At 69.5% G+C, this 18,276-nt stretch carries 15 protein-coding genes; 10 read left to right on the top strand and 5 right to left on the bottom strand.

The genetic code is table 11. The annotated features are described in order from the left end of the window. Nucleotides 1–33: 33 nt before the first annotated feature. Nucleotides 34–2,172, top strand: a complete 2,139-nt coding sequence (locus tag SNE35_RS07690) for a TonB-dependent receptor (protein WP_320422272.1) — start codon at nucleotides 34–36, stop codon at nucleotides 2,170–2,172. A gap of 4 nt (nucleotides 2,173–2,176) precedes the next feature. On the opposite strand, the gene SNE35_RS07695 is transcribed toward SNE35_RS07690, so the two are convergent. Both SNE35_RS07695 and SNE35_RS07700 read right to left on the bottom strand, forming a co-directional pair. Beyond that, nucleotides 2,177–2,626, bottom strand: coding sequence for a YybH family protein (locus SNE35_RS07695; RefSeq protein ID WP_320422273.1), 450 nt, complete (start codon nucleotides 2,624–2,626; stop codon nucleotides 2,177–2,179). After that, nucleotides 2,593–3,249: a 2-hydroxychromene-2-carboxylate isomerase gene (locus SNE35_RS07700; RefSeq protein ID WP_320422274.1), complete on the bottom strand. Its 657-nt coding sequence runs from the start codon at nucleotides 3,247–3,249 to the stop codon at nucleotides 2,593–2,595. Before SNE35_RS07700 ends, SNE35_RS07695 begins: the two co-directional genes overlap by 34 nt. Nucleotides 3,250–3,342: 93 nt before the next feature. Between SNE35_RS07700 and SNE35_RS07705 the strand changes: the two genes are divergently transcribed. Beyond that, nucleotides 3,343–4,722, top strand: a complete 1,380-nt coding sequence (locus SNE35_RS07705) for a class II fumarate hydratase (RefSeq protein ID WP_320422275.1) — start codon at nucleotides 3,343–3,345, stop codon at nucleotides 4,720–4,722. Between the two features lie 5 nt (nucleotides 4,723–4,727). On the opposite strand, the gene SNE35_RS07710 is transcribed toward SNE35_RS07705, so the two are convergent. Continuing rightward, nucleotides 4,728–5,945, bottom strand: coding sequence for a polyhydroxyalkanoate depolymerase (locus SNE35_RS07710; RefSeq protein WP_320422276.1), 1,218 nt, complete (start codon nucleotides 5,943–5,945; stop codon nucleotides 4,728–4,730). Nucleotides 5,946–6,080: 135 nt separating this feature from the next. Here SNE35_RS07710 and SNE35_RS07715 point away from each other — a divergent pair, with 135 nt between their 5' ends. Beyond that, nucleotides 6,081–6,815: a glutathione S-transferase gene (locus tag SNE35_RS07715; RefSeq protein WP_320422277.1), complete on the top strand. Its 735-nt coding sequence runs from the start codon at nucleotides 6,081–6,083 to the stop codon at nucleotides 6,813–6,815. Nucleotides 6,816–6,896: 81 nt separating this feature from the next. Then, a complete protein-coding gene (locus SNE35_RS07720) occupies nucleotides 6,897–7,394 on the top strand; it encodes a hypothetical protein (protein ID WP_320422278.1) in 498 nt (165 codons plus the stop codon). Between the two features lie 4 nt (nucleotides 7,395–7,398). Here the strand turns inward: SNE35_RS07720 and SNE35_RS07725 are convergent, their stop codons facing one another. Beyond that, nucleotides 7,399–7,821 (bottom strand): cupin domain-containing protein, encoded by a 423-nt coding sequence (locus SNE35_RS07725; protein WP_320422279.1) that lies wholly within the window; start codon nucleotides 7,819–7,821, stop codon nucleotides 7,399–7,401. Nucleotides 7,822–8,007: 186 nt separating this feature from the next. Between SNE35_RS07725 and SNE35_RS07730 the strand changes: the two genes are divergently transcribed. Genes SNE35_RS07730 through SNE35_RS07740 form a run of 3 tightly spaced genes read left to right on the top strand, consistent with a single transcriptional unit; the run spans nucleotide 8,008 to nucleotide 12,541 of the window. Then, complete coding sequence (locus SNE35_RS07730; protein WP_320422280.1) at nucleotides 8,008–9,375, top strand: efflux transporter outer membrane subunit; 1,368 nt, start codon at nucleotides 8,008–8,010, stop codon at nucleotides 9,373–9,375. A 5-nt stretch (nucleotides 9,376–9,380) separates the two neighbouring features. Continuing rightward, the gene (locus SNE35_RS07735; RefSeq protein ID WP_320422281.1) at nucleotides 9,381–10,574 is read left to right on the top strand and encodes an efflux RND transporter periplasmic adaptor subunit; all 1,194 of its coding nucleotides are present in this window, start codon (nucleotides 9,381–9,383) and stop codon (nucleotides 10,572–10,574) included. 8 nt (nucleotides 10,575–10,582) lie between these two features. After that, on the top strand, nucleotides 10,583–12,541 hold the full coding sequence (locus SNE35_RS07740; RefSeq protein ID WP_320422282.1) for a MacB family efflux pump subunit: 1,959 nt from the start codon (nucleotides 10,583–10,585) through the stop codon (nucleotides 12,539–12,541). A gap of 4 nt (nucleotides 12,542–12,545) precedes the next feature. Here the strand turns inward: SNE35_RS07740 and SNE35_RS07745 are convergent, their stop codons facing one another. Then, entirely contained in the window at nucleotides 12,546–13,655 is a 1,110-nt protein-coding gene (locus SNE35_RS07745; protein WP_320422283.1) for a GGDEF domain-containing protein, read from the bottom strand. Nucleotides 13,656–13,839: 184 nt separating this feature from the next. Between SNE35_RS07745 and SNE35_RS07750 the strand changes: the two genes are divergently transcribed. Genes SNE35_RS07750 through SNE35_RS07760 form a run of 3 tightly spaced genes read left to right on the top strand, consistent with a single transcriptional unit; the run spans nucleotide 13,840 to nucleotide 18,264 of the window. Beyond that, the gene (locus tag SNE35_RS07750; protein WP_320422284.1) at nucleotides 13,840–15,663 is read left to right on the top strand and encodes a hypothetical protein; all 1,824 of its coding nucleotides are present in this window, start codon (nucleotides 13,840–13,842) and stop codon (nucleotides 15,661–15,663) included. Between the two features lie 24 nt (nucleotides 15,664–15,687). Next, the gene (locus tag SNE35_RS07755) at nucleotides 15,688–16,668 is read left to right on the top strand and encodes a hypothetical protein (protein ID WP_320422285.1); all 981 of its coding nucleotides are present in this window, start codon (nucleotides 15,688–15,690) and stop codon (nucleotides 16,666–16,668) included. A 6-nt stretch (nucleotides 16,669–16,674) separates the two neighbouring features. Beyond that, nucleotides 16,675–18,264: a caspase family protein gene (locus SNE35_RS07760; protein WP_320422286.1), complete on the top strand. Its 1,590-nt coding sequence runs from the start codon at nucleotides 16,675–16,677 to the stop codon at nucleotides 18,262–18,264. The last annotated feature ends 12 nt before the right edge of the window (nucleotides 18,265–18,276 follow it).

The raw sequence follows: 18,276 nt of genomic DNA on the forward strand, positions 1-18,276 counted from the left end.
GGCCGTCATCGTCAGTTTCAGAGCCTTTCATTCATGTCCAAGAACATCATGCCGCGACGCGCGCTGCTCGCGCTGTCCATCGCCCTCGCCTACCCGCTGGCCTCGCACGCCGCCGAGGATGCGAGCACGACTACGAACACCACCGAGCTGCAGAAGGTCGAAGTCACCGGCACGCGCAGCAAGCTCGACGCCGCGCGCAACGGCCTCTCGCCCGACACCGGCAGCAGCATCACCCGCATCGGCAAGGACGACATCCAGAACCTGCCGCAGGGCGAGAACACGCCGCTGAACCAGGTGATCCTGCAGACGCCCGGCGTGGTCCAGGATTCCTACGGCCAGCTGCACGTGCGCGGCGACCACGGCAATGTGCAGTACCGCATCAACGGCGTCGTCATCCCCGAGTCGATCAGCGGCTTCGGCCAAGCGCTGGAAACCCGCTTCGCCGACCGCCTGTCGATCCTGACCGGCGCGCTGCCGGCCCAGTACGGCTACCGCACGGCCGCCATCGTCGACATCACGACCAAGGGCGAGGACGAGCAGCAGGGCAACGGCAGCATCGGCGTGACCTTCGGCGACCGCGGCAGCCTCGAGACCAATATCGAGCTGAACGGCACGAAGGGCGATTTCAGCTACTACCTGACCGGCTCCTTCGAGCACAACAAGCTGGGCATCGAGAACCCGGTCGACTCGCGCGACGCGCTGCACGACAAGACCAACCAGGGCAAGACCTTCGGCTACCTCAGCTACCTGCTGAACGACGACAGCCGCATCACCGCGATGTTCGGCACGACGAACAACCGCTTCCAGATCCCGAACGTGCCCGGCCAGACGCCGGACTTCGTCACCGCGTCCGCACCGCCCAAGGATTCCTCGCTGCTGGATGCCAACCAGCGCGAGACGAACCGCTTCGGCGTGCTGAGCTACCAGGGCTCGGCCGGCGCCTTCGTCGACTACCAGATCTCGCTGTTCCACCGCACGACCGACGTCCACTACCGCCCCGACACCACGGGCGACCTGCAGTACCTGGGTGTGGCCGCCGACATCCTGCGCCGCAACATCGCCGACGGCGTGCAGGCCGACATGAGCTGGCGCCTGAACAGCCAGCACACGGTCCGCGCCGGCCTGTTCGGCCAGCACGAAAAGGTCTCGACGGCCAACAACTCGCTGGTGTTCCCGGCCGATGCCGACGGCAATGCGACGAGCACCGTTCCGGTCAGCATCCAGGACGATTCCCGGCTCAGCGGCGACCTCTGGGGCGCCTACCTGCAGGACGAATGGAAGGTGAGCCCCGCGCTGACCGTCAACTACGGCCTGCGCTACGACCAGGCGAAGACGGTCGTCAACGAAAGCCAGCTGAGCCCGCGCCTGGGCCTGGTCTACAAGATCACGCCCAACCTCGACCTGCACGCCGGCTACGCGCGTTACTTCACGCCGCCGCCGACCGAGAAGATCGATACGACCTCGGTGCAGAAGTTCCTCGGCACGACCAACGCCCTGCCCTCGGACGCCAACACCGCCGTCAAGTCCGAACGCTCCGACTACTACGACGCCGGCCTCGCCTGGGCCGCCACCGACAAGCTGACCCTGGGCATCGACGGCTACTACCGCGACGTGCGCCACCTGCAGGACGAAGGCCAGTTCGGCAACGCGCTGATCTACTCGGCCTTCAACTACGCCAAGGGCCGCATCTACGGCCTGGACCTGTCGGCGAACTACAAGGACAAGGCACTGTCCGGTTACTTGAACCTGGGCTTCACGCATGCACGGGCGACGCAGATCGAGACCGGCCAGTTCAACTTCGACGATGACGAGCTGGCCTACATCCAGCAGAACTGGGTCCACCTCGACCACGAGCAGCGCCTCTCGGCCTCGGCCGGTGCCAGCTACCGCTTCGCCAACGGCATCGCACTGAGCGGCAGCGCGCTGTACGGCAGCGGCCTGCGCGACGACTTCGCCAACACCGGGCACCTGCCGAGCTACACGACGGTGAACGCCGACCTCAGCAAGACGATCGACTTCGGCGGCGCGATGGGCAAGGTGGAGACGCGGCTCTCGATCATCAATCTGTTCGACCGCAGCTACCAGCTGCGCGACGGCAGCGGTATCGGCGTCGGCGCGCCGCAGTGGGGCCAGCGCCGCACGGCCTATGTGAGCCTGGACAAGTCGTTCTGATCGACTAGCGGGGGTCGGCGGCGTCCAGCTCCGACCCCTTGTCGAAGATCACGCGCCAGCGGCCCGGCGGCTCGTAGCGCCAGATCGAGTTGAAGCGGGCGAAGGGCTTGCCGTCCGGACCGCGGACCAGGCCCGTGGAGAGCGCCAGGGTGCCGGAGTCCAGCACCTCGACGTGATCGGGCTCCCACGAGAACGGCGCCGCCGCGCCTTCGAAGAAGGCCGACCAGCGCTGCACCACGGTCGCCTTGCCGCGCAACGTGTTCTTCCCGCCGCTGAAGAAGACCGCCTCCTCGGACACGGCGTCCGAGAAGGCCTTCAGGTCGCGCTGCGACATCGAGGCCGCGAAGGCGCGCTCGGCGGCGAAGACTTCGTCCTGCTTCGGGTCGGCATGCGCCACACCCGAAACAAGCAGCGCGAGGATCAGAGTCCCTTGAACGGTCCGGTGGAAAGCCATTGGACGATCTGCTCCTGCCGGTCGTTGCCCCAGAAGGGCTCGCCGTCGATGATGAAGAAGGGCGCGCCGAACACGCCGGCCGCCGTCGCCGCGGCGTTGGCGGCCTTCAGCGCGTCCTTCCATTTCGGGTCGGCCCAGGCGGCCTCGGCGGCCTGCGCATCGAGGCCGCTCTGCTCGGCCAGCGCCTTCAGCTGCGCCGCGTCGTTCAAGGCCACGCCACGGGTGAAGTAGGCGCGCAGCGCCGCGCGGGCCCAGGCCACCGCGCGGGACGGATCCTCTTCGTTGAGCCACCAGAACACGCGGGCGGCGTTGTGCGTGGCGATCGGGAAGGTCTCCGGCTGCTGGTAAGGCAGGCCGGCGAAACGGGCCGAGCGCTCGAAGTCGCGCAGGATGTACTCGCGCTTGATCGGGAACTCGACCGGCGCCTTCAGCTCCGCCGGCTGGAACAGCACGCCCAGCATCACCGCATGCCACTGCACGCGCCGGCCATGGCGCGCGGCCACCGCGTTGACCCACTCGGAAGCGATGTACGAGTACGGCGACGAGAAGTCGAAATAGAACTGGATCGGCGGGCGCTGCAGCGGCGCCACGCCGCGGTCAGGGAAGGAAGAAGTCTCGATCATGATGTGCGAACAGTAGTCCAAATGCACCGTCAACGCACCGGGATTTGCACGAGGCTATGCTGCCCCATCACCCGACGAGCAGGAGCATTCAGCATGGGAAACACACGGATCGAACGCGACAGCATGGGCGAGATGCAAGTGCCCGCCGACGCGCTGTACGGCGCGCAGACGCAACGCGCGGTCAACAACTTCGAGCGCATCGGCGGGCCGATGCCGGAGCGCTTCATCGCCGCACTGCTGCTGGTGAAGGCCGCGGCGGCGCGCGCCAACGTGGCGCTGAAGCTGCTGACGCCGGAGATGGGCCGCGCCATCGAGCAGGCGGCCACGCAGTTGCTGCAGCAGGGTGACTTCATGCAGCACTTCCCGGTGGACGTGTTCCAGACCGGTTCGGGCACCAGCAGCAATATGAATGCGAACGAGGTGCTCGCCTCGCTGGCCTCGCGCGCGTCCGGCGCCAAGGTCAGCGCCAACGACCACGTCAACAACGGCCAGAGCAGCAACGACTCGATCCCCTCGGCGTTGCACATCTCCGCCGCGCTGGCGCTGCACCGCGAGTTGCTGCCGGCGCTGCGCGGCCTGGTCGACGCGATCCGCGCCAAGGCGAAGACCGACGGCCACCACGTGAAGACCGGCCGCACGCACCTGATGGACGCGATGCCGGTACGCCTGGGCCAGGTGATGGGCGGCTGGGCTGCGCAGGTGGAGGCGCAGATCGACGCGCTGCAGGCGCTGCAGCCGCGCATCCAGGCGCTCGCCCAGGGCGGCACCGCCGTGGGCACCGGCATCAACGCCCACCCCGACTTCGCCGTGCGCTTCTGCGTGGAACTGAGCACCTTGACGGCGCTGGAGTTCAAGCCCGCGCCGGACTTCTTCGCCGCCATGGGCTCGCAGGATGCGGCCGTGGCCCTGTCCGGCGCGCTGCGCGGCCTGGCGGTGACATTGCTGAAGATCGCCAACGACCTGCGCTGGATGAATTCCGGCCCGCTCGCCGGCTTGGCCGAGATCGAGCTGGAGGCGCTGCAGCCGGGCTCGTCCATCATGCCGGGCAAGGTCAATCCGGTGATCCCGGAGGCGGTGGCCATGGCCGCGGCCCAGGTGATCGGCCACGATGCGGCCATCGCCATCGCCGGCCAGAGCGGCAACTTCGAGCTCAACGTGATGCTGCCGCTGGTGGCTCACAACCTGCTGGATCAACTCCACCTGCTGGCCCGCACCAGCGAGCTGCTGGGCGCGCGGGCCATCGCCACCTTCACCGTCAACGAGGCCTCGCTGCAGCAGGCGCTGTCGCGCAACCCGATCCTCGTCACCGCGCTGAATCCGGTAATCGGTTACGACAAGGCCGCGGCCATCGCCAAGCGCGCCTACAAGGAGAAGCGGCCGATCCTCGACGTGGCCGAGGAAGACAGCGGCCTGCCCCGCGCCCAGCTCGAAGCGCTGCTGGACCCAGCCAAGCTGACCCGGGGCGGGCTCTGACGCGGTCAACGCGAGACCTGGATCCAGTCCCGCACCAGCGGATAGATCTGCTGCTGCCAGCGCCGGCCGCTGAATACGCCGTAGTGGCCGACGCCCGGCTGCACGTAGTGGCGGCGCATATAGGGCTTGAGCCCCGGGGTCAGGTCTTGCGCAGCCAGCGTCTGGCCGACGGCGCAGATGTCGTCGCGCTCGCCCTCCACCGTCAGCAGCGCGGTGCGGCGGATCGCCTCGGGCCGCACCCGCCGGCCCTGGATGTGCAGCTCGCCCTTGGGCAACACGTGTTCCTGGAACACCAGGCGCACGGTCTCCAGATAGAAATCGGCGGCCAGGTCGGAGACGGCCATGTACTCCTCGTAGAAGGTGCGGGTGATCTCGGCCTGCTCGAACTCGCCGTCGACGAGGTGGCGGTAATAGTCCGCGAAGGCGTTGGCGTGGCGCTCCTTGTTCATGCTCATGAAGGCCGAGAGCTGGACGAAGCCCGGATAGACCCGTCGCCCGCCGCCGCGGTGGTGCCAGGGCACGACGCTGATCAGTTGCCGCTCGAACCATTCGATCGGCCGTGACATGGCCAGCTCGTTGACGGTGGTCGGGCTGATGCGGCAGTCGATCGGGCCGGCCATCAAGGTCAAGCTGGCCGGCGTGGCGGGATGTTTGTCCTCCGACATCAGCGCCACCGCGGCCAGCGCCGCGACGCAGGGCTGGCAGACGGCGAGCACGTTCGCGCCCGGGCCCAGCGCGGCGATGAAATCGATCAGGTGCTGCGTGTACTCGTCCAGGCCGAAGCGCCCGGCGGCGAGCGGCACATCGCGGACGTTGTGCCAGTCGGTGATGTAGACGTCGTGGTCGCGCAGCATCGTGCGCGCGGTGTCGCGCAGCAAGGTGGCGAAGTGGCCGGACATCGGCGCCGCGATCAGCACCTTCGGCAGGTCGGTTGACGGACCTTGCCGGGCGAAGCGCAGCAGGGTCGCGAACGGCGTGTGCAAGATCACTTCCTCAACGATCGGACAACGCTCACCGCCCGCAAGCTCGACCTCGTCGATGCGCCAGGGCGGGCGGGCATGGGTGACGCGGGCGAGCTCCATCACCCCGCAGGCGGCGACCGCCTCGCGCGCGGCGCGCCAGCCGGCCTGCGCGGTTTCCCGCAGCAGCGGCGTGGAAAGCCGGGCGAAGGTGCGCAGCGGCCAGCTCATGTCGCTGTGCGCTTGGTAGGCGTGATACATCATCGTCGGAGGCTCCGTCTGCTTTTCTTCTGCTCCCTGTGCGCTCCTGCCAGTCCCTCGCAAGGAGCGAGCCATGAGCGGGTCCCGCCGGATGGCACAGGCTTTGCGTGGCCATGGCGCAAGCCAGGAGGAGCCGCCATGCCGGTTGTTGCCGCCAAGACCCGAAGCAGTGCCGCCAGCCGCAAGAAGGCCGCGAAGGCCACCGCGCCTCAACAGGAGATCGCCACCACGCTGACGCTCAGCAGCAAGAACTACTCCTCGTGGTCGCTGCGCGGCTGGCTGCTGGCCCGCTTCGCCGGGCTGGAGTTCCGCGAGCTGATGGTGTCGCCCGACGACGTGGACGCGCGCCAGGAGCTGCTGCTGCTGGCCCCGTCGATCCGCGTGCCCTGCCTGACGCACGAGGGCGCGCGGGTCTGGAACACCTTCGCGATCGGTTGCTACCTCGATGAGCTGAAGCCCCGCGCCGGCCTGCTGCCTGCCGAACGCCTGGCACGCGCGCATTGCCGCTCCGTGTGCGGCGAGATGAACTCCGGCTTCGCGAACCTGCGCTCCTCGTTGCCGATGAACCTGAAGGCCCGCCACCCGGGCCACAAGATCTGGTCCGGCGCGCAGCCCGACATCGACCGCATCGTCGAGATCTGGACCGATTGCCTCGCCACCTATGGCGGCCCCTACCTGTTCGGCGCGACGCCCGGCATGGCCGACGCGATGTTCGCCCCGGTCGTCACCCGTTTCCTCACCTACGACGTCAAGCTGAACAAGCCCTGCATCCTCTACTGCCAGACCATCATGGCGCTGCCGGAGATGAAGGAATGGATCGCCGCGGCGAAGCTGGAGCCCGACGAGATCGAGGATCTGGACATGGATTTCTGAGCGCGCATTTAAGAAGCTGCCGCCACCGGTCGCCTGAGAGGGGATGGCGCGTTCTCCTTGTTCATGACGGAATCAGTTCAGATGGCAGCTCAGGAAATCACCGACGACCCCACGGCGGCCCCGCCGCTCCCTGCCGACATCAGCAGCGCGCTGACCGGCTGGGCCCAGCAGGTGGCCGAGCAGGCCGCGGCGCCGCTGCGCGCGCGGCTCGAACGGCTGCAGAACGAGCTGGACACGCTGCGCCGCGCGCATGCGCAGGTTCAGGCCGCGCTGAGCGAAGGCGAGGCGAGCCTGGAGCGCCTCGCCGTGGAGGTTCGCAGCGCGCGCGACATCGCCTCCAACGCGCTGGTGGGCAAGGCCAAGGACCAACTGGCGATCGAGGGCAAGGACGCCCAGCTCGCCGAACTGCGCCGCCAGCTCGAACGCCAGGTGGCGATCTCCGCGGCCGAATCCGACGCGCGCCTGGCGGCCGAGATGGAACGAGTGGGCGCCACCACGGCCCGCGACAACCTGGCCACCGAAGTGGCCGAACTGCGCGGCCGGCTGGAAGCCCGCACGCGCTCGCTCGTGCCGGGTTGAGGCCCTACTTCCACGGCGTCGGCGCCGGCACCTCGCAGACCGGGTCGACGTCGATCGACTTGAAGTCCGCCGGGCCGACGATCTCCAGGTACTCCATGTCCGGCGAGTAGTCGAACAGGAAATGACGGATGCCCGGCCGCTGGTGGACGCAGTCGCCGGCCTCGACCAGCGTGACCTGGTCCTCGTACATGAAGCGGGCCCAGCCCTTGGTCATGATGACGATCTGGAATTCCGCCTCATGGCGGTGCCAGCCGGTGCCCTGCTCCGGTGCCTCGTTTGCTTTCACAAGGTGCGCGATGACCTTGCCGTGCGTGGCCTCGGCGACGCCGAGATCCTTGTAGAGAAAGAAATCGCGCAGGCCGCCGCCCTTCCATTCGGTGTCGGCGGGCTTGACGTGCGAGAACCGGGTGCCTGTGGTGTCGAGCATGGTGGAGAACTCCTGCAAGAAATGAGGCCGAGGATCGCTGGGGGATCGCTCGGGTCTTGCAAAAAATGTTCCCTTCCGCCGGCGTTTGACCGGGTTGCGCGAGAGTTCGTAAATTATCTGGAACATTTGTGCGGCACCCGGCGCCCGCCCGTAGAGTCGTGGGCTTTGCTCGATCGGATCGGCCGCTTGAAACTCAGGGCTCTTGCTTTCCTCGTCGGCGGACTCGCGCTGCTGGGCGGCTGCGCGAACCTCGCGCCCCCGTACCAACGCCCCGCACCCGCGCTGCCCGCGCCCGGCGCGCCTGTGCCGGCGGCGGATCCCTCCGCGCTGGGCCGCGAGGCCTTCTTCACCGATGAGCGCCTGCGCGCCACTGTCGAGCTGGCGCTGGCGAACAACCGCGACCTGAGAGTCGCCGCGCTGAACGTGCAGCGCGCGCGGGCGCAGGCGCGCCTGACCGATGCGGCGCAGTTGCCCAACGTCAGCGCCAATGCGGGCGCCAGCCGCGCCAACAGCATCGGCACCAGCTACAGCGCCGGGCTCTCGCTGGCGGCCTTCGAGCTGGACCTGTTCGGCCGGCTTCGCAACGAGAGCGAGGCAGCGCTGCAGACCTGGCTGGCCAGCGAGGCCGGCCGCACCAGCACCGAGATCAGTCTTGTCGCCGAGACCGCCAATGCTTGGCTGTCGCTCGCCGCCGACCTCGCCAACCAAGGCCTCGCGCAGCAGACCTTCGAGAGCCGTGGCCGCAGCCTCGAACTGGACCAGCGGCGCCATGCGCTCGGCGCGATCAGCGGCCTGGCGCTGGCCCAGTCGCAATCGCTGGTCGATTCGGCGCGGCTGGACATCGCCACGGCGGCCACGCAGGTCGAGCAAGACCGCAATGCGCTGGAGCTGCTGCTGGGCACCGCGCTGCCGCCCGCGCTGGCGCCAGACAGCGCGCAGAACCTCGCCGAGGCGAGCCGGCTGGTCGAGCTGCCGGCCGGCGTGCCGTCCGAGCTGCTGCAGCGCCGGCCCGACGTGCTGCAGGCCGAGCGCCAGCTGCAGGCCAGCGTGGCGAACATCGGCGTCGCCCGCGCCGCCTTCTTCCCGCGCATCAGCCTGACCGCCATGGCCGGCACCGCCAGCAGCGAACTCTCAGGCCTGTTCAAGGCCGGCAGCCGCACGTGGAGCTACGGCCCCTCGCTGAGCCTGCCGATCTTCGATGGCGGCGCGAATGCAGCCAATCTGGAGAGCGCGAAGCTGGACCGCGAGATCGCGCTGGCGCAGTACGACAAGGCGGTGCAGACGGCCTTCCGCGAGGTGGCCGATGCGCTCGCGGTGCGCGCCCGGCTGGCCGAGCGGCTGGCCGCGCAGCAGGCGCTGGTCGCCACGGCCGAGCGGCAGCTGGCGCTGGCCGATGCGCAGCACCGCGCCGGCAGCACCGGCATGCTCGAAGTGCTCGATGCCGAGCGCTCCCTGTACGCCGCCCAGCAGTCGCTGATCGCGCTGCGCCTGACCGAACAAGCGAACCGCCTGGAGCTCTACAAGGTGCTCGGCGGTGGATGGAAAAAAGCATGATGGCGATGAAGAACGTTTTCAAGAAACCGGGCCGCCTGATCGCGGTGCTCGTAGTGCTGGCGCTGGCCGGGTGGATCGCCAAGCGCGTCTGGTTCACGCCGCCCCCGCCGCCGGCCGTAGCGACGGCGCCGGTCACCGTGGCCGACATCGAGGACAGCGTGCTGGCCACCGGCACCATCGGCGCGTACAAGCTGGTCAGCGTGGGCGCGCAGGTGACCGGCGAGGTGAAGAAGCTCAACGTCGCGCTGGGCGACACGGTGCAGAAGGGCCAGCTGATCGCCGAGATCGACGCGCTGACCCAGCAGAACAACCTGCGCAATGCCGAGGCCGCGCTGGAGAGCGCGCAGGCGACCTTGAAGGCCAAGCAGGCGGCCCAGCAGCAGGCCGAGCAGGCGGCCGTGCGGCTGCGCGAGCTGGTGGCGATCGACGCCGGCGCGCGCGCCGATCTCGAAGCTGCCGAGGCCACCTTGACGACCAGCCGCGCCGACATCGCCGCGCAGAAGGCGCTGATCGTCCAGCAGCAGATGGCCGCCGACACGGCCAAGGTCAACCTCGGCTACACGCGGGTGACGGCGCCGATGGACGGTACCGTCGTCGCCGTCGTCACCGAGCAGGGCCAGACGGTCAATGCCAACCAGTCGGCGCCGACGATCATCAAGCTGGCCAAGCTCGACGTGATGACGGTCAAGGCGCAGATCTCCGAGGCCGACGTGCCCCGCGTCAAGCCCGGTATGCCGGTGTGGTTCAACCTGCTCGGCGAGCCGGACAAGCGCTACGAGGTAAAGCTGCGCGCCGTGGAGCCCGGCCCGACGACGATCGCCACCGACACGACGACCACGACCACCACGACGACCACAAGCGCCATCTACTACAACGGCATCTTCGACGTGCCCAACCCCGACGGCAAGCTGCGCATCAACATGACCGCGCAGGCCAGCATCGTGCTGGCGCGCGCCGCGAAGGCGCTGACGCTGCCGAGCGCCGCGCTGAGCGCCCGCGAGCCCGATGGCCGCTACCGCGTGCGGGTGCTGGAGAACGGCCGACCGGCCGACCGGCTGATCCGCGTCGGCCTGAACAACCGGGTGCGCGCCCAGGTGCTGGAGGGCCTGAACGCCGGCGAGCAGGTCGTCACCAGCGAAGCCGCGCCGGCCGGCGCCGGCAACGCCAACGGCCAGCGCCGCGGCCCGCCGCCGTTCTGATCCGCGCGATGGCATTGCTCGAAATCCGCGGCCTGGTCCGCGAGTTCCCCGCCGGCGAGGGCGTGGTCGCCGTGCTGCGCGACGTCGACCTGGCGATCGAGGCCGGCGAGATGGTCGCGATCATGGGGCCGTCCGGCTCCGGCAAGTCCACGCTGATGAACATCCTCGGCTGCCTGGACCGGCCGACCCGCGGCAGCTACCGCGTCGCCGGCCAGGAGACCGGGGCGATGGAGCCCGACGCGCTGGCGCGCCTGCGCCGCGAGCACTTCGGCTTCATCTTCCAGCGCTACCAGCTGCTCGGCGACCTGGACGCCGTCGGCAACGTCGAGATCCCCGCCATCTACGCCGGCGCCGCCGCCGATGCGCGGCACGAACGCGCGCACCGGCTGCTCGACCGGCTGGGCCTGGCCGAGCGCACGCACCACCGGCCCGGCCAGCTCTCAGGCGGCCAGCAGCAGCGCGTCTCGATCGCGCGGGCGCTGATGAACGGCGGCGACGTCATCCTGGCCGACGAGCCGACCGGCGCGCTCGACCAGGCCAGCGGCCGCGAGGTGATGAAGATCCTCGAGGAGCTGCATGCGGATGGCCACACGATCATCCTCGTCACGCACGACGCGCAGGTGGCCGCGCACGCGCAGCGCGTGATCGAGATCAGCGACGGCTGCATCGTGGCCGACCGCCGCAAGCCCGACGCGCCCGTGCCGGCACGGCTGCAGAAGCCCTCGCCGCCGCGCGCGGGCCGCGCCATCGCCGCGCTGGCCGCGCGCATCGGCGAAGCGACGCGGATGGCCTGGCGCGCGATGGTCAGCCACCGGCTGCGCACGCTGCTGACGATGCTGGGCATCATCATCGGCATCGCCTCGGTGGTCTCGGTCGTCGCGCTGGGCCAGGGCTCGCGCCAGAAGATCCTGTCGGACATCAGCGCGATGGGCACCAACACGATCAACGTGATGCCCGGCAGCGGCTTCGGCGACCGCCGCGCCGCCGCCGTGCGCACCCTGCGCGCCGGCGATGCCGATGCGCTGGCCCAGCTCGACTACGTGGACAGCGTGACGCCGACGGTCTCCGTCAGCGCCGGCCTGCGCTGGCGCAGCCTCGACGTGACGGCCGGCGTCAGCGGCGTGGGCGAGCAGTTCTTCCGCGTGCGCGGCTACAGCTTCGCCGCCGGCCAGGGCTTCGACACCGAGGGCGTGCGCCTGCGCGCGCAGGAAGCGGTGATCGACGACAACGCGCTGAAGACGCTGTTCCCCAACGGCGAGCCGGCCGAGCATGCGCTGGGCGAGGTGATCCTGCTGGGCACGCTGCCGGTGCGCATCATCGGCGTGACGGCGAAGAAGAGCAGCGCCTTCGGCAACGACGACTCGATCAACATCTGGATCCCGTACACGACGGCGATGAACCGCGTCAACGGCCAGGACTACCTGCAGAGCGTCACCGTGCGGGTCAGCGATGCGGTGGAGAGCGCGGTGGCCGAGGCCGGCGTGCGCAAGCTGCTGACGCAGCGCCACGGCAAGGAAGACTTCTTCCTGATGAACACCGACAGCATCCGCCAGACGATCGAGCAGACGACGGCGACGATCACCTTGCTGATCTCCTCGATCGCGCTGATCTCGCTGCTGGTGGGTGGCATCGGCGTGATGAACATCATGCTGGTCTCGGTGACCGAGCGCACCGGCGAGATCGGCGTGCGCATGGCCGTCGGCGCTCGGCAGAGCGACATCCTGCGGCAGTTCCTGATCGAGGCAGTGCTGGTCTGCCTGATCGGCGGCGGGCTCGGCGTGAGCCTCGCGCTGGGCGGCTGCCTGGTCTTCAACCAGCTGGCGGGCGACAAGTTCCAGATGAGCCTGTCGCTGTTCAGCATCGTCGGCGCCTTCGCGGTGTCGACCTTGATCGGCGTCATCTTCGGCTACCTGCCGGCGCGCAACGCCGCGCGACTCGATCCGGTGGAAGCGCTGGCGCGGCCGTGAACGTTCAGGCCGCGACCTCGACCCGGTTGCGGCCGCCGTTCTTGGCCTGGTAGAGCGCCTTGTCCGCCGTAGCGACCAGCGCTTCGGCGAGGCGCGCCAGGTCCTTGCCGGCGAGGTCGTGCGGCAGCATCGCCAGGCCGATCGAGATGGTCACCCGGAGCGTCTGGCCGCCGCCGCTGGGCAGCGGTGCCGCGGCGATGGCAGCGCGGATGCGCTCGGCGATCTCGCCGGCGTGTTGCAGCGAGGTCTGCGGCAGCAGCGCGACGAACTCCTCGCCGCCGTAGCGGGCGATCGTGTCGCCGGCGCGCAGCTGGCCGTGGATCAGCTGGCCGACGCCGCGCAGCACCTCGTCGCCGCTCTGGTGGCCGTGCGTGTCGTTGATGCGCTTGAAGCCGTCGATGTCCAGGAACATGCAGGCCAGCGCGTGGCCATAGCGCCGCGCCTGCGCGATCTCGACCTGGCAGCGGTGCTCGAAGTAGCGGCGGTTGTGCACGCCGGTGAGGCCGTCGGTCAGGCCGGCGAGCTTGAGCCGCTCCTGGTTCAGCGCGCTCTCCAGGCAGACGGCCGCGATCGCGCAGAGCCGCTCCAGGAAATGCGTGCCCGAATCAGCGTCGTAGCGCTCGGCGCTGGCGCTGCCGAAGTGCAGGCTGCCGATCAGCACGCCGTGGCGCACCAGCGGCAGCAAGGCCACCGAGCCGATGGCGCTGCTGCCGCCGAACAGCGCGGCATGTGCCGGTGCGTCGTAGGCGCCCAGCCAGGGATGCAGGCGCGTGCCGTACAGCGCCTGCAGCGCGGCCGGCGATTGCGCCAGGGTCAGGCCCTGCAGGGTGGCGTCGACTCGCAGGTCGGCGTCCAGCATCCGCGTCACCTCCAGCTCGCGATCGACCAGGGTCAGGCTGACCTGCTCGATGCCGAAGGCGAGGCGGTACTCGATCAGCAGCAGGCGCAGCAGCTCGACGATCGAGCGCGCGCCGACCAGCCGGTGCTCCAGCTGGTCGAAGCGGCGCATCTTGTCTTCGTTGCTGCGGGCTTCGCGCAGCAAGGCGTCGAGCTGCTGGCGCAGGGCCTGGTTCTGGGCCTCGAGGGGCGGAAGGGAGGGGCTGCCGGGATGCATGGGTGCGCTAGCTTAGCCGAGCCTTCGTGACGGCTGCGCGCCGTGCGAACTGCGAACTGCGAACTGCGAGTGGTGTTATCCCGATCCACAAGGCGATTGAAAGACTCGCCATCCCCGGGTCCACCCGCAACCCGCGCGCGAGGTGCCTGTTCTACATTGCTTCACAACGTAGAAAGAAGTGGACATGCATTACAAGACTCGAGTGGCCGCGGGCATCGTGGCCCTGCTGGCCGGCGGCTGCGCACAAGGCCCCAGCAGCAGCAGCACCAACACCGGCACGGCCGCCGCGCCGGCACAGCAGTCGCCCGGCGTCGTCAGTGCCGGCGCCGACATGCTGCAAAGCGGCGTCAAGGCCGTCAGCGGCGCCTTCGACAAGATCACCGCCAAGACGCCGCTGCAGGCCACCGAAGTCCCCATCGTCGGCACCGGCGATGTGCGCATCGCGCAGCTGTTCCAGAAGCACGTGGTCAGCGGCAAGGACCTGCTGCCGGATCTGGTGCAGATCCGCACCGGCGCGAGCGCCCGCGGCGGCTACAAGCGAGAGCTGCTGGGTCCGCCGGGCAGCTACCCGGCGCCGCGCCAGGACACGGCTGTGGCCGCGCTGAAGCAGGCCGCCGCCGATGCCGGCCTGGACCTGCTGGAGCAGTTGCTGAACCGCACGCTGAGCAGCGGCGGCACCGAGGGGCTAACGAGTTACCTGAGCGGAATCGAATCCTCGACGCTGCTGCGCACGGAAGCGGTGGAGCTGCCGCAGCCAGGCGGGCTGACGATCCAGCAGAAGCGCCGCATCGTCTCGATGGCGGCGATGCTGGTGGCGATCCGGGTCAGCAACCAGCAGCTGGCCAAGGCGCGCGAGGACTTCGCCGGCGTCGAGGCCGACTACGCCAGGATGATCGAGCGCCGCGAGACCGCCGCGCAGTTGCTCTACGAGTTCCTGCAGCAGGGCGGCAGCGGCCGCGCCGGCGACATCGGCGCCGAGGACATGGCCTGGCTGCGCGCGCGCCGCAATGCGCTGACGATCCAGCAGTTCGCCACCGACATGGAGGCGCAGAATCTGGCGCTGCGCTACCTGCGCCAGAAGGATCCGGCCGCCTGGCAGGACTACCGCAACACCGCCGAGCGGGCCAGCAAGCGCACCACCGCCTACGTGCGCACGATGCTGGGCGGCGTCGCCTTCAGCGTGCTGGCGCGCAACTTCGGCCGCGACGTGCTGAAGATCTACAAGGGCCGCCAGCCGGAGGAGCTGCTGGTCACCGCGCCGCTGGTGCTGGACTTCGGCGTGCAGCTGAAGACGACGATGCAGACCGCCTGGGACCTCAGCACCAACGGCCTGTTCGCCGATCTCGGCAAGGCCTTCAATCCCTCGCTGTACCGCTGGGACGAGGAAGGCAAGGTGCGCGAGCTGGGCACGGCCAAGCAGGTCTTCGAATCGCTGGACACGGTGCCGACGGCCAGCCGCGAGTTCCGCAACGCGCTGGTCCGCGACGGTTCGGTGGGCCTGATCTACCGCGTCTACCTGTGCGACAAGGGCATGGCCGGCCGGCTCGTCGATGCCGCCGTGCCGGCGGCGCGGCGCGACGAGCTGATGCGCAACTACCTGCAGCAGCCGGAGCTGAACGGCTACAGCTTCGCCGCCGCCTTCGAGGCGCCGGCCGAGCGCGAGAAGGATCTCGCCGCGGCGCTGCTGAGCGGCGACCAGCGCCGCCTTACCTCCGACCGGACCGGCGCGCTGGCGGAGCTGCAGCGCAGCCTCGGCGACGGCTATGCGCAGTGGAACAACGACCACCTGCTGCGCCTGATCTTCGCCAACCGCGAGGGTGCTGCCTCGCACGCCGCGCTGCAGGTGGACAGGGTCTGGATCCGCGCCGTGCCCTCGATGCAGTCGATCTATGCCTATGAGGCGCAGGTGGAGGGCTGCAAGGCACCGGTGGCAACCAGCCCGGCGAAGTCGCCCACACAGTCGACCCCCAAGCCGCCCGCCGCTCCCGCCTCGGCCCCGCGCCGCTGACCGCCCATCCGCAAGAAGGCCGCCATGACCCATAACGACACACTTCGACTGACCGCGACGCTCTGCCTGGCCGCGCTGCTCGCCTCCTGCGCCACCGACAAACCGGTGCTGAACCCGCATGCGCCGGAGAAGGTCCAGCAGACCCAGGGCGCGATCCGCATGCCCTCGGGCGTCTACCTGGGCGGCCTGCGCACGATCGACAGCGCGCAGCGCACCAAGCTCTACGTGCAGATGGAATACATCGGCGATCCGGGCAAAGACAAGCTGATGTTCTCGCCCGCGGTGGCGCGCAGCCTCGACCTGACGCCGCGCCAGATGAACCGCGTGCTGATGGACACGATCCTCGCCTCGCGGCGCTTCGACGTGCTGTCGATGGACAACACGGTGACGGCCGAGCAGTCGAGCTTCCAGATCACCGCGCTGGTCACCGATGCCTACCAGAAGCTGGAGCCGACCGAGGGCGGCCGCCGCGTCGCGGTGAGCCGCGTGAAGCTGTCGCTGCAGATCAAGGATCTCTACACCGGCGAGCTGCTGCAGGACCGCGCGATCGCGGTCGAAGGCCAGAGCGGCCTCTCCAGCGGTGACCGCACGGTGCTGGGCCCGAAGGACGATCCGAACAGCCCCGCCGTGCAGCAAAGCCTGGCGGCAGACTACAAGAACGCGCTGCACCGGGCGTTCAAGGAAGCGGCGATCCGCGTGGGCGAGATCTTCCGGCCGCTCGGCAAGGTCGTCTCGATCGATGCCGACAGCGTCGGCCTGCTGGGCGGCATCCGCCAGGGCTTCCAGGGCCGCGACGAGCTGGTGCTGTTCCGCGTGCGCACGCAGCCGATCGCCGGCAAGGAAGAGATCGTCAGCACCGTGCCGCTGGCGGTCGTGCGCTGCGACGGCGTCGGCAGCAACACGAGCCAGTGCGAGCTGATCCGCAAGCATTCCTCGCTGAAGCTGGAGGTGGGGGACTACGCGATCCTCAGCGACGTCTCGATGGGCAATGCACGGCTGGACTGAAGCAGTATGACGACGATGAAGAACGCACCGAACAATCCTTCGCGCCGCCGTGCACTGGCCGGGGCCGGCGCGCTGGGTCTGCAGGCCGTGCTGCAGCGCATCGCCTTCGCGCAGGGCGGCCGCCCGCGCACCGACGTGGTCACCGTGCTGTATCGCCGCGAGCAGGACAGCGCGCCGCCGCGGCTCGACCCGGTGGTGCAGAGCGCGACCTTGGCGCTGGAGGACGAGTTCCTGCAGCAGGGCCTGCGCGTGGTCCAGCCGACCGCCGAGACCTACAAGGTGATGGACGCCGGGCCCGGCGTGATCGTCACCTTCGCATCGGACGCCGGCTTCTCGGTCGTCTTCCAGGCCTACCGCAACCTGCGCCCGGTGCCGGGCCAGGAGGCCGGCATCGCCGAAGTGCGGCTGCAGGCGCGCGTGTTCGTCGGCCGCAACATCCTGGTCGCCGCCGAGGGCCGCGGCCAGATGTTCACGCAACTGCAGGAGGGCCAGCGGGAGTTCGGCGAGCGCCGCGCGCTGGACTTGGCCGCTAAGAAGGCTGCAAAGGAGTTCGTCGCCCAGGCGACCGGCAAGCTGCGCAGCCTGACGGCCGAGCAGTTGCAGGAGATGCTGGCGCCGCCGCAGCTGGTGTCCGGCAGCGCCGCGCTGCCGACCAGCACGATCCTGGCGCCGAGCCCGCCGCCGCCGGTGGCAGCTCCTGCCCCAACCCCGGCGCAGGCACCCGCGCCGACATCCACACAGGCCCCCGCGCCCGCCGCCCCGGTCGCCGTGGCGGGCGGGGCCCTGCCCGCGCTGGAGGCGCCGACGCAGCGCTGGGCGCTGATCATCGGCGTGGTGGACTACGCTCCGGTGCGCCAACGCACGGGCTCCGAATGCTCGGACCTGCCCGGGGTGGCGAACGACCTGCAGCAGTACGAGCAGATGATGCTGGACGCCGGCACGCCGCGCTCCAACATCCTGGTGCTGAAGAACGAGAAGGCGACGACCAGCGACATCACGCTGGCGCTCAAGCAGCTCGTCGCCAAGGTCGGGCCCAACGATATGGTCGGCGTGTTCCTGTCCGGCCACGGCGCGGGCGGCAGCCTGGAGTTCTCGCCGTCCGGCTACGGGATGCCGATCCTCTCCGACTTCAACTGGAAGACGCCGGCGCTGCTGGACTTCTGGCAGCTGCAGGCCCTGTGCATGGCCCTGCCCTGCCAACAGGTGCTGTGGGTGATCGACACCTGCCACTCGGGCAATGCGGTGCGCAACCTGGTGACGGTGGAGGTCGGCGCGGGCAAGGTGCAGGCGCAGGCCAATGTGGCCGGGCCCGATGCCGTGCGCGTCTCGCAGGCGGTGCGTGACCAGAAGCACTTCGCCGTGGTCACCGCCTCGTCGAGCAAGGAGGTGTCCTACGACGGCGTGTTCACCTCGCGCTTCACCAATGCGCTGCGCGCGTCGAAGGGCAAGCAGCCGGTCGAGGAGATCCTGCGCGCCAAGGTCGGCCCGGATGTCGTGCAGTACTCGCGCCAGATCTGCAGCAAGCGCAAGTGCGAGGAGCCGCAGCAGACGCCGACCTTCGGCTACTCCGGCCAGGGCAACCTGATCCGGCTCTGAGCGGCCGGGGCC

This window comes from Roseateles agri, assembly GCF_034043675.1.
Classification (GTDB): domain Bacteria; phylum Pseudomonadota; class Gammaproteobacteria; order Burkholderiales; family Burkholderiaceae_C; genus KK5.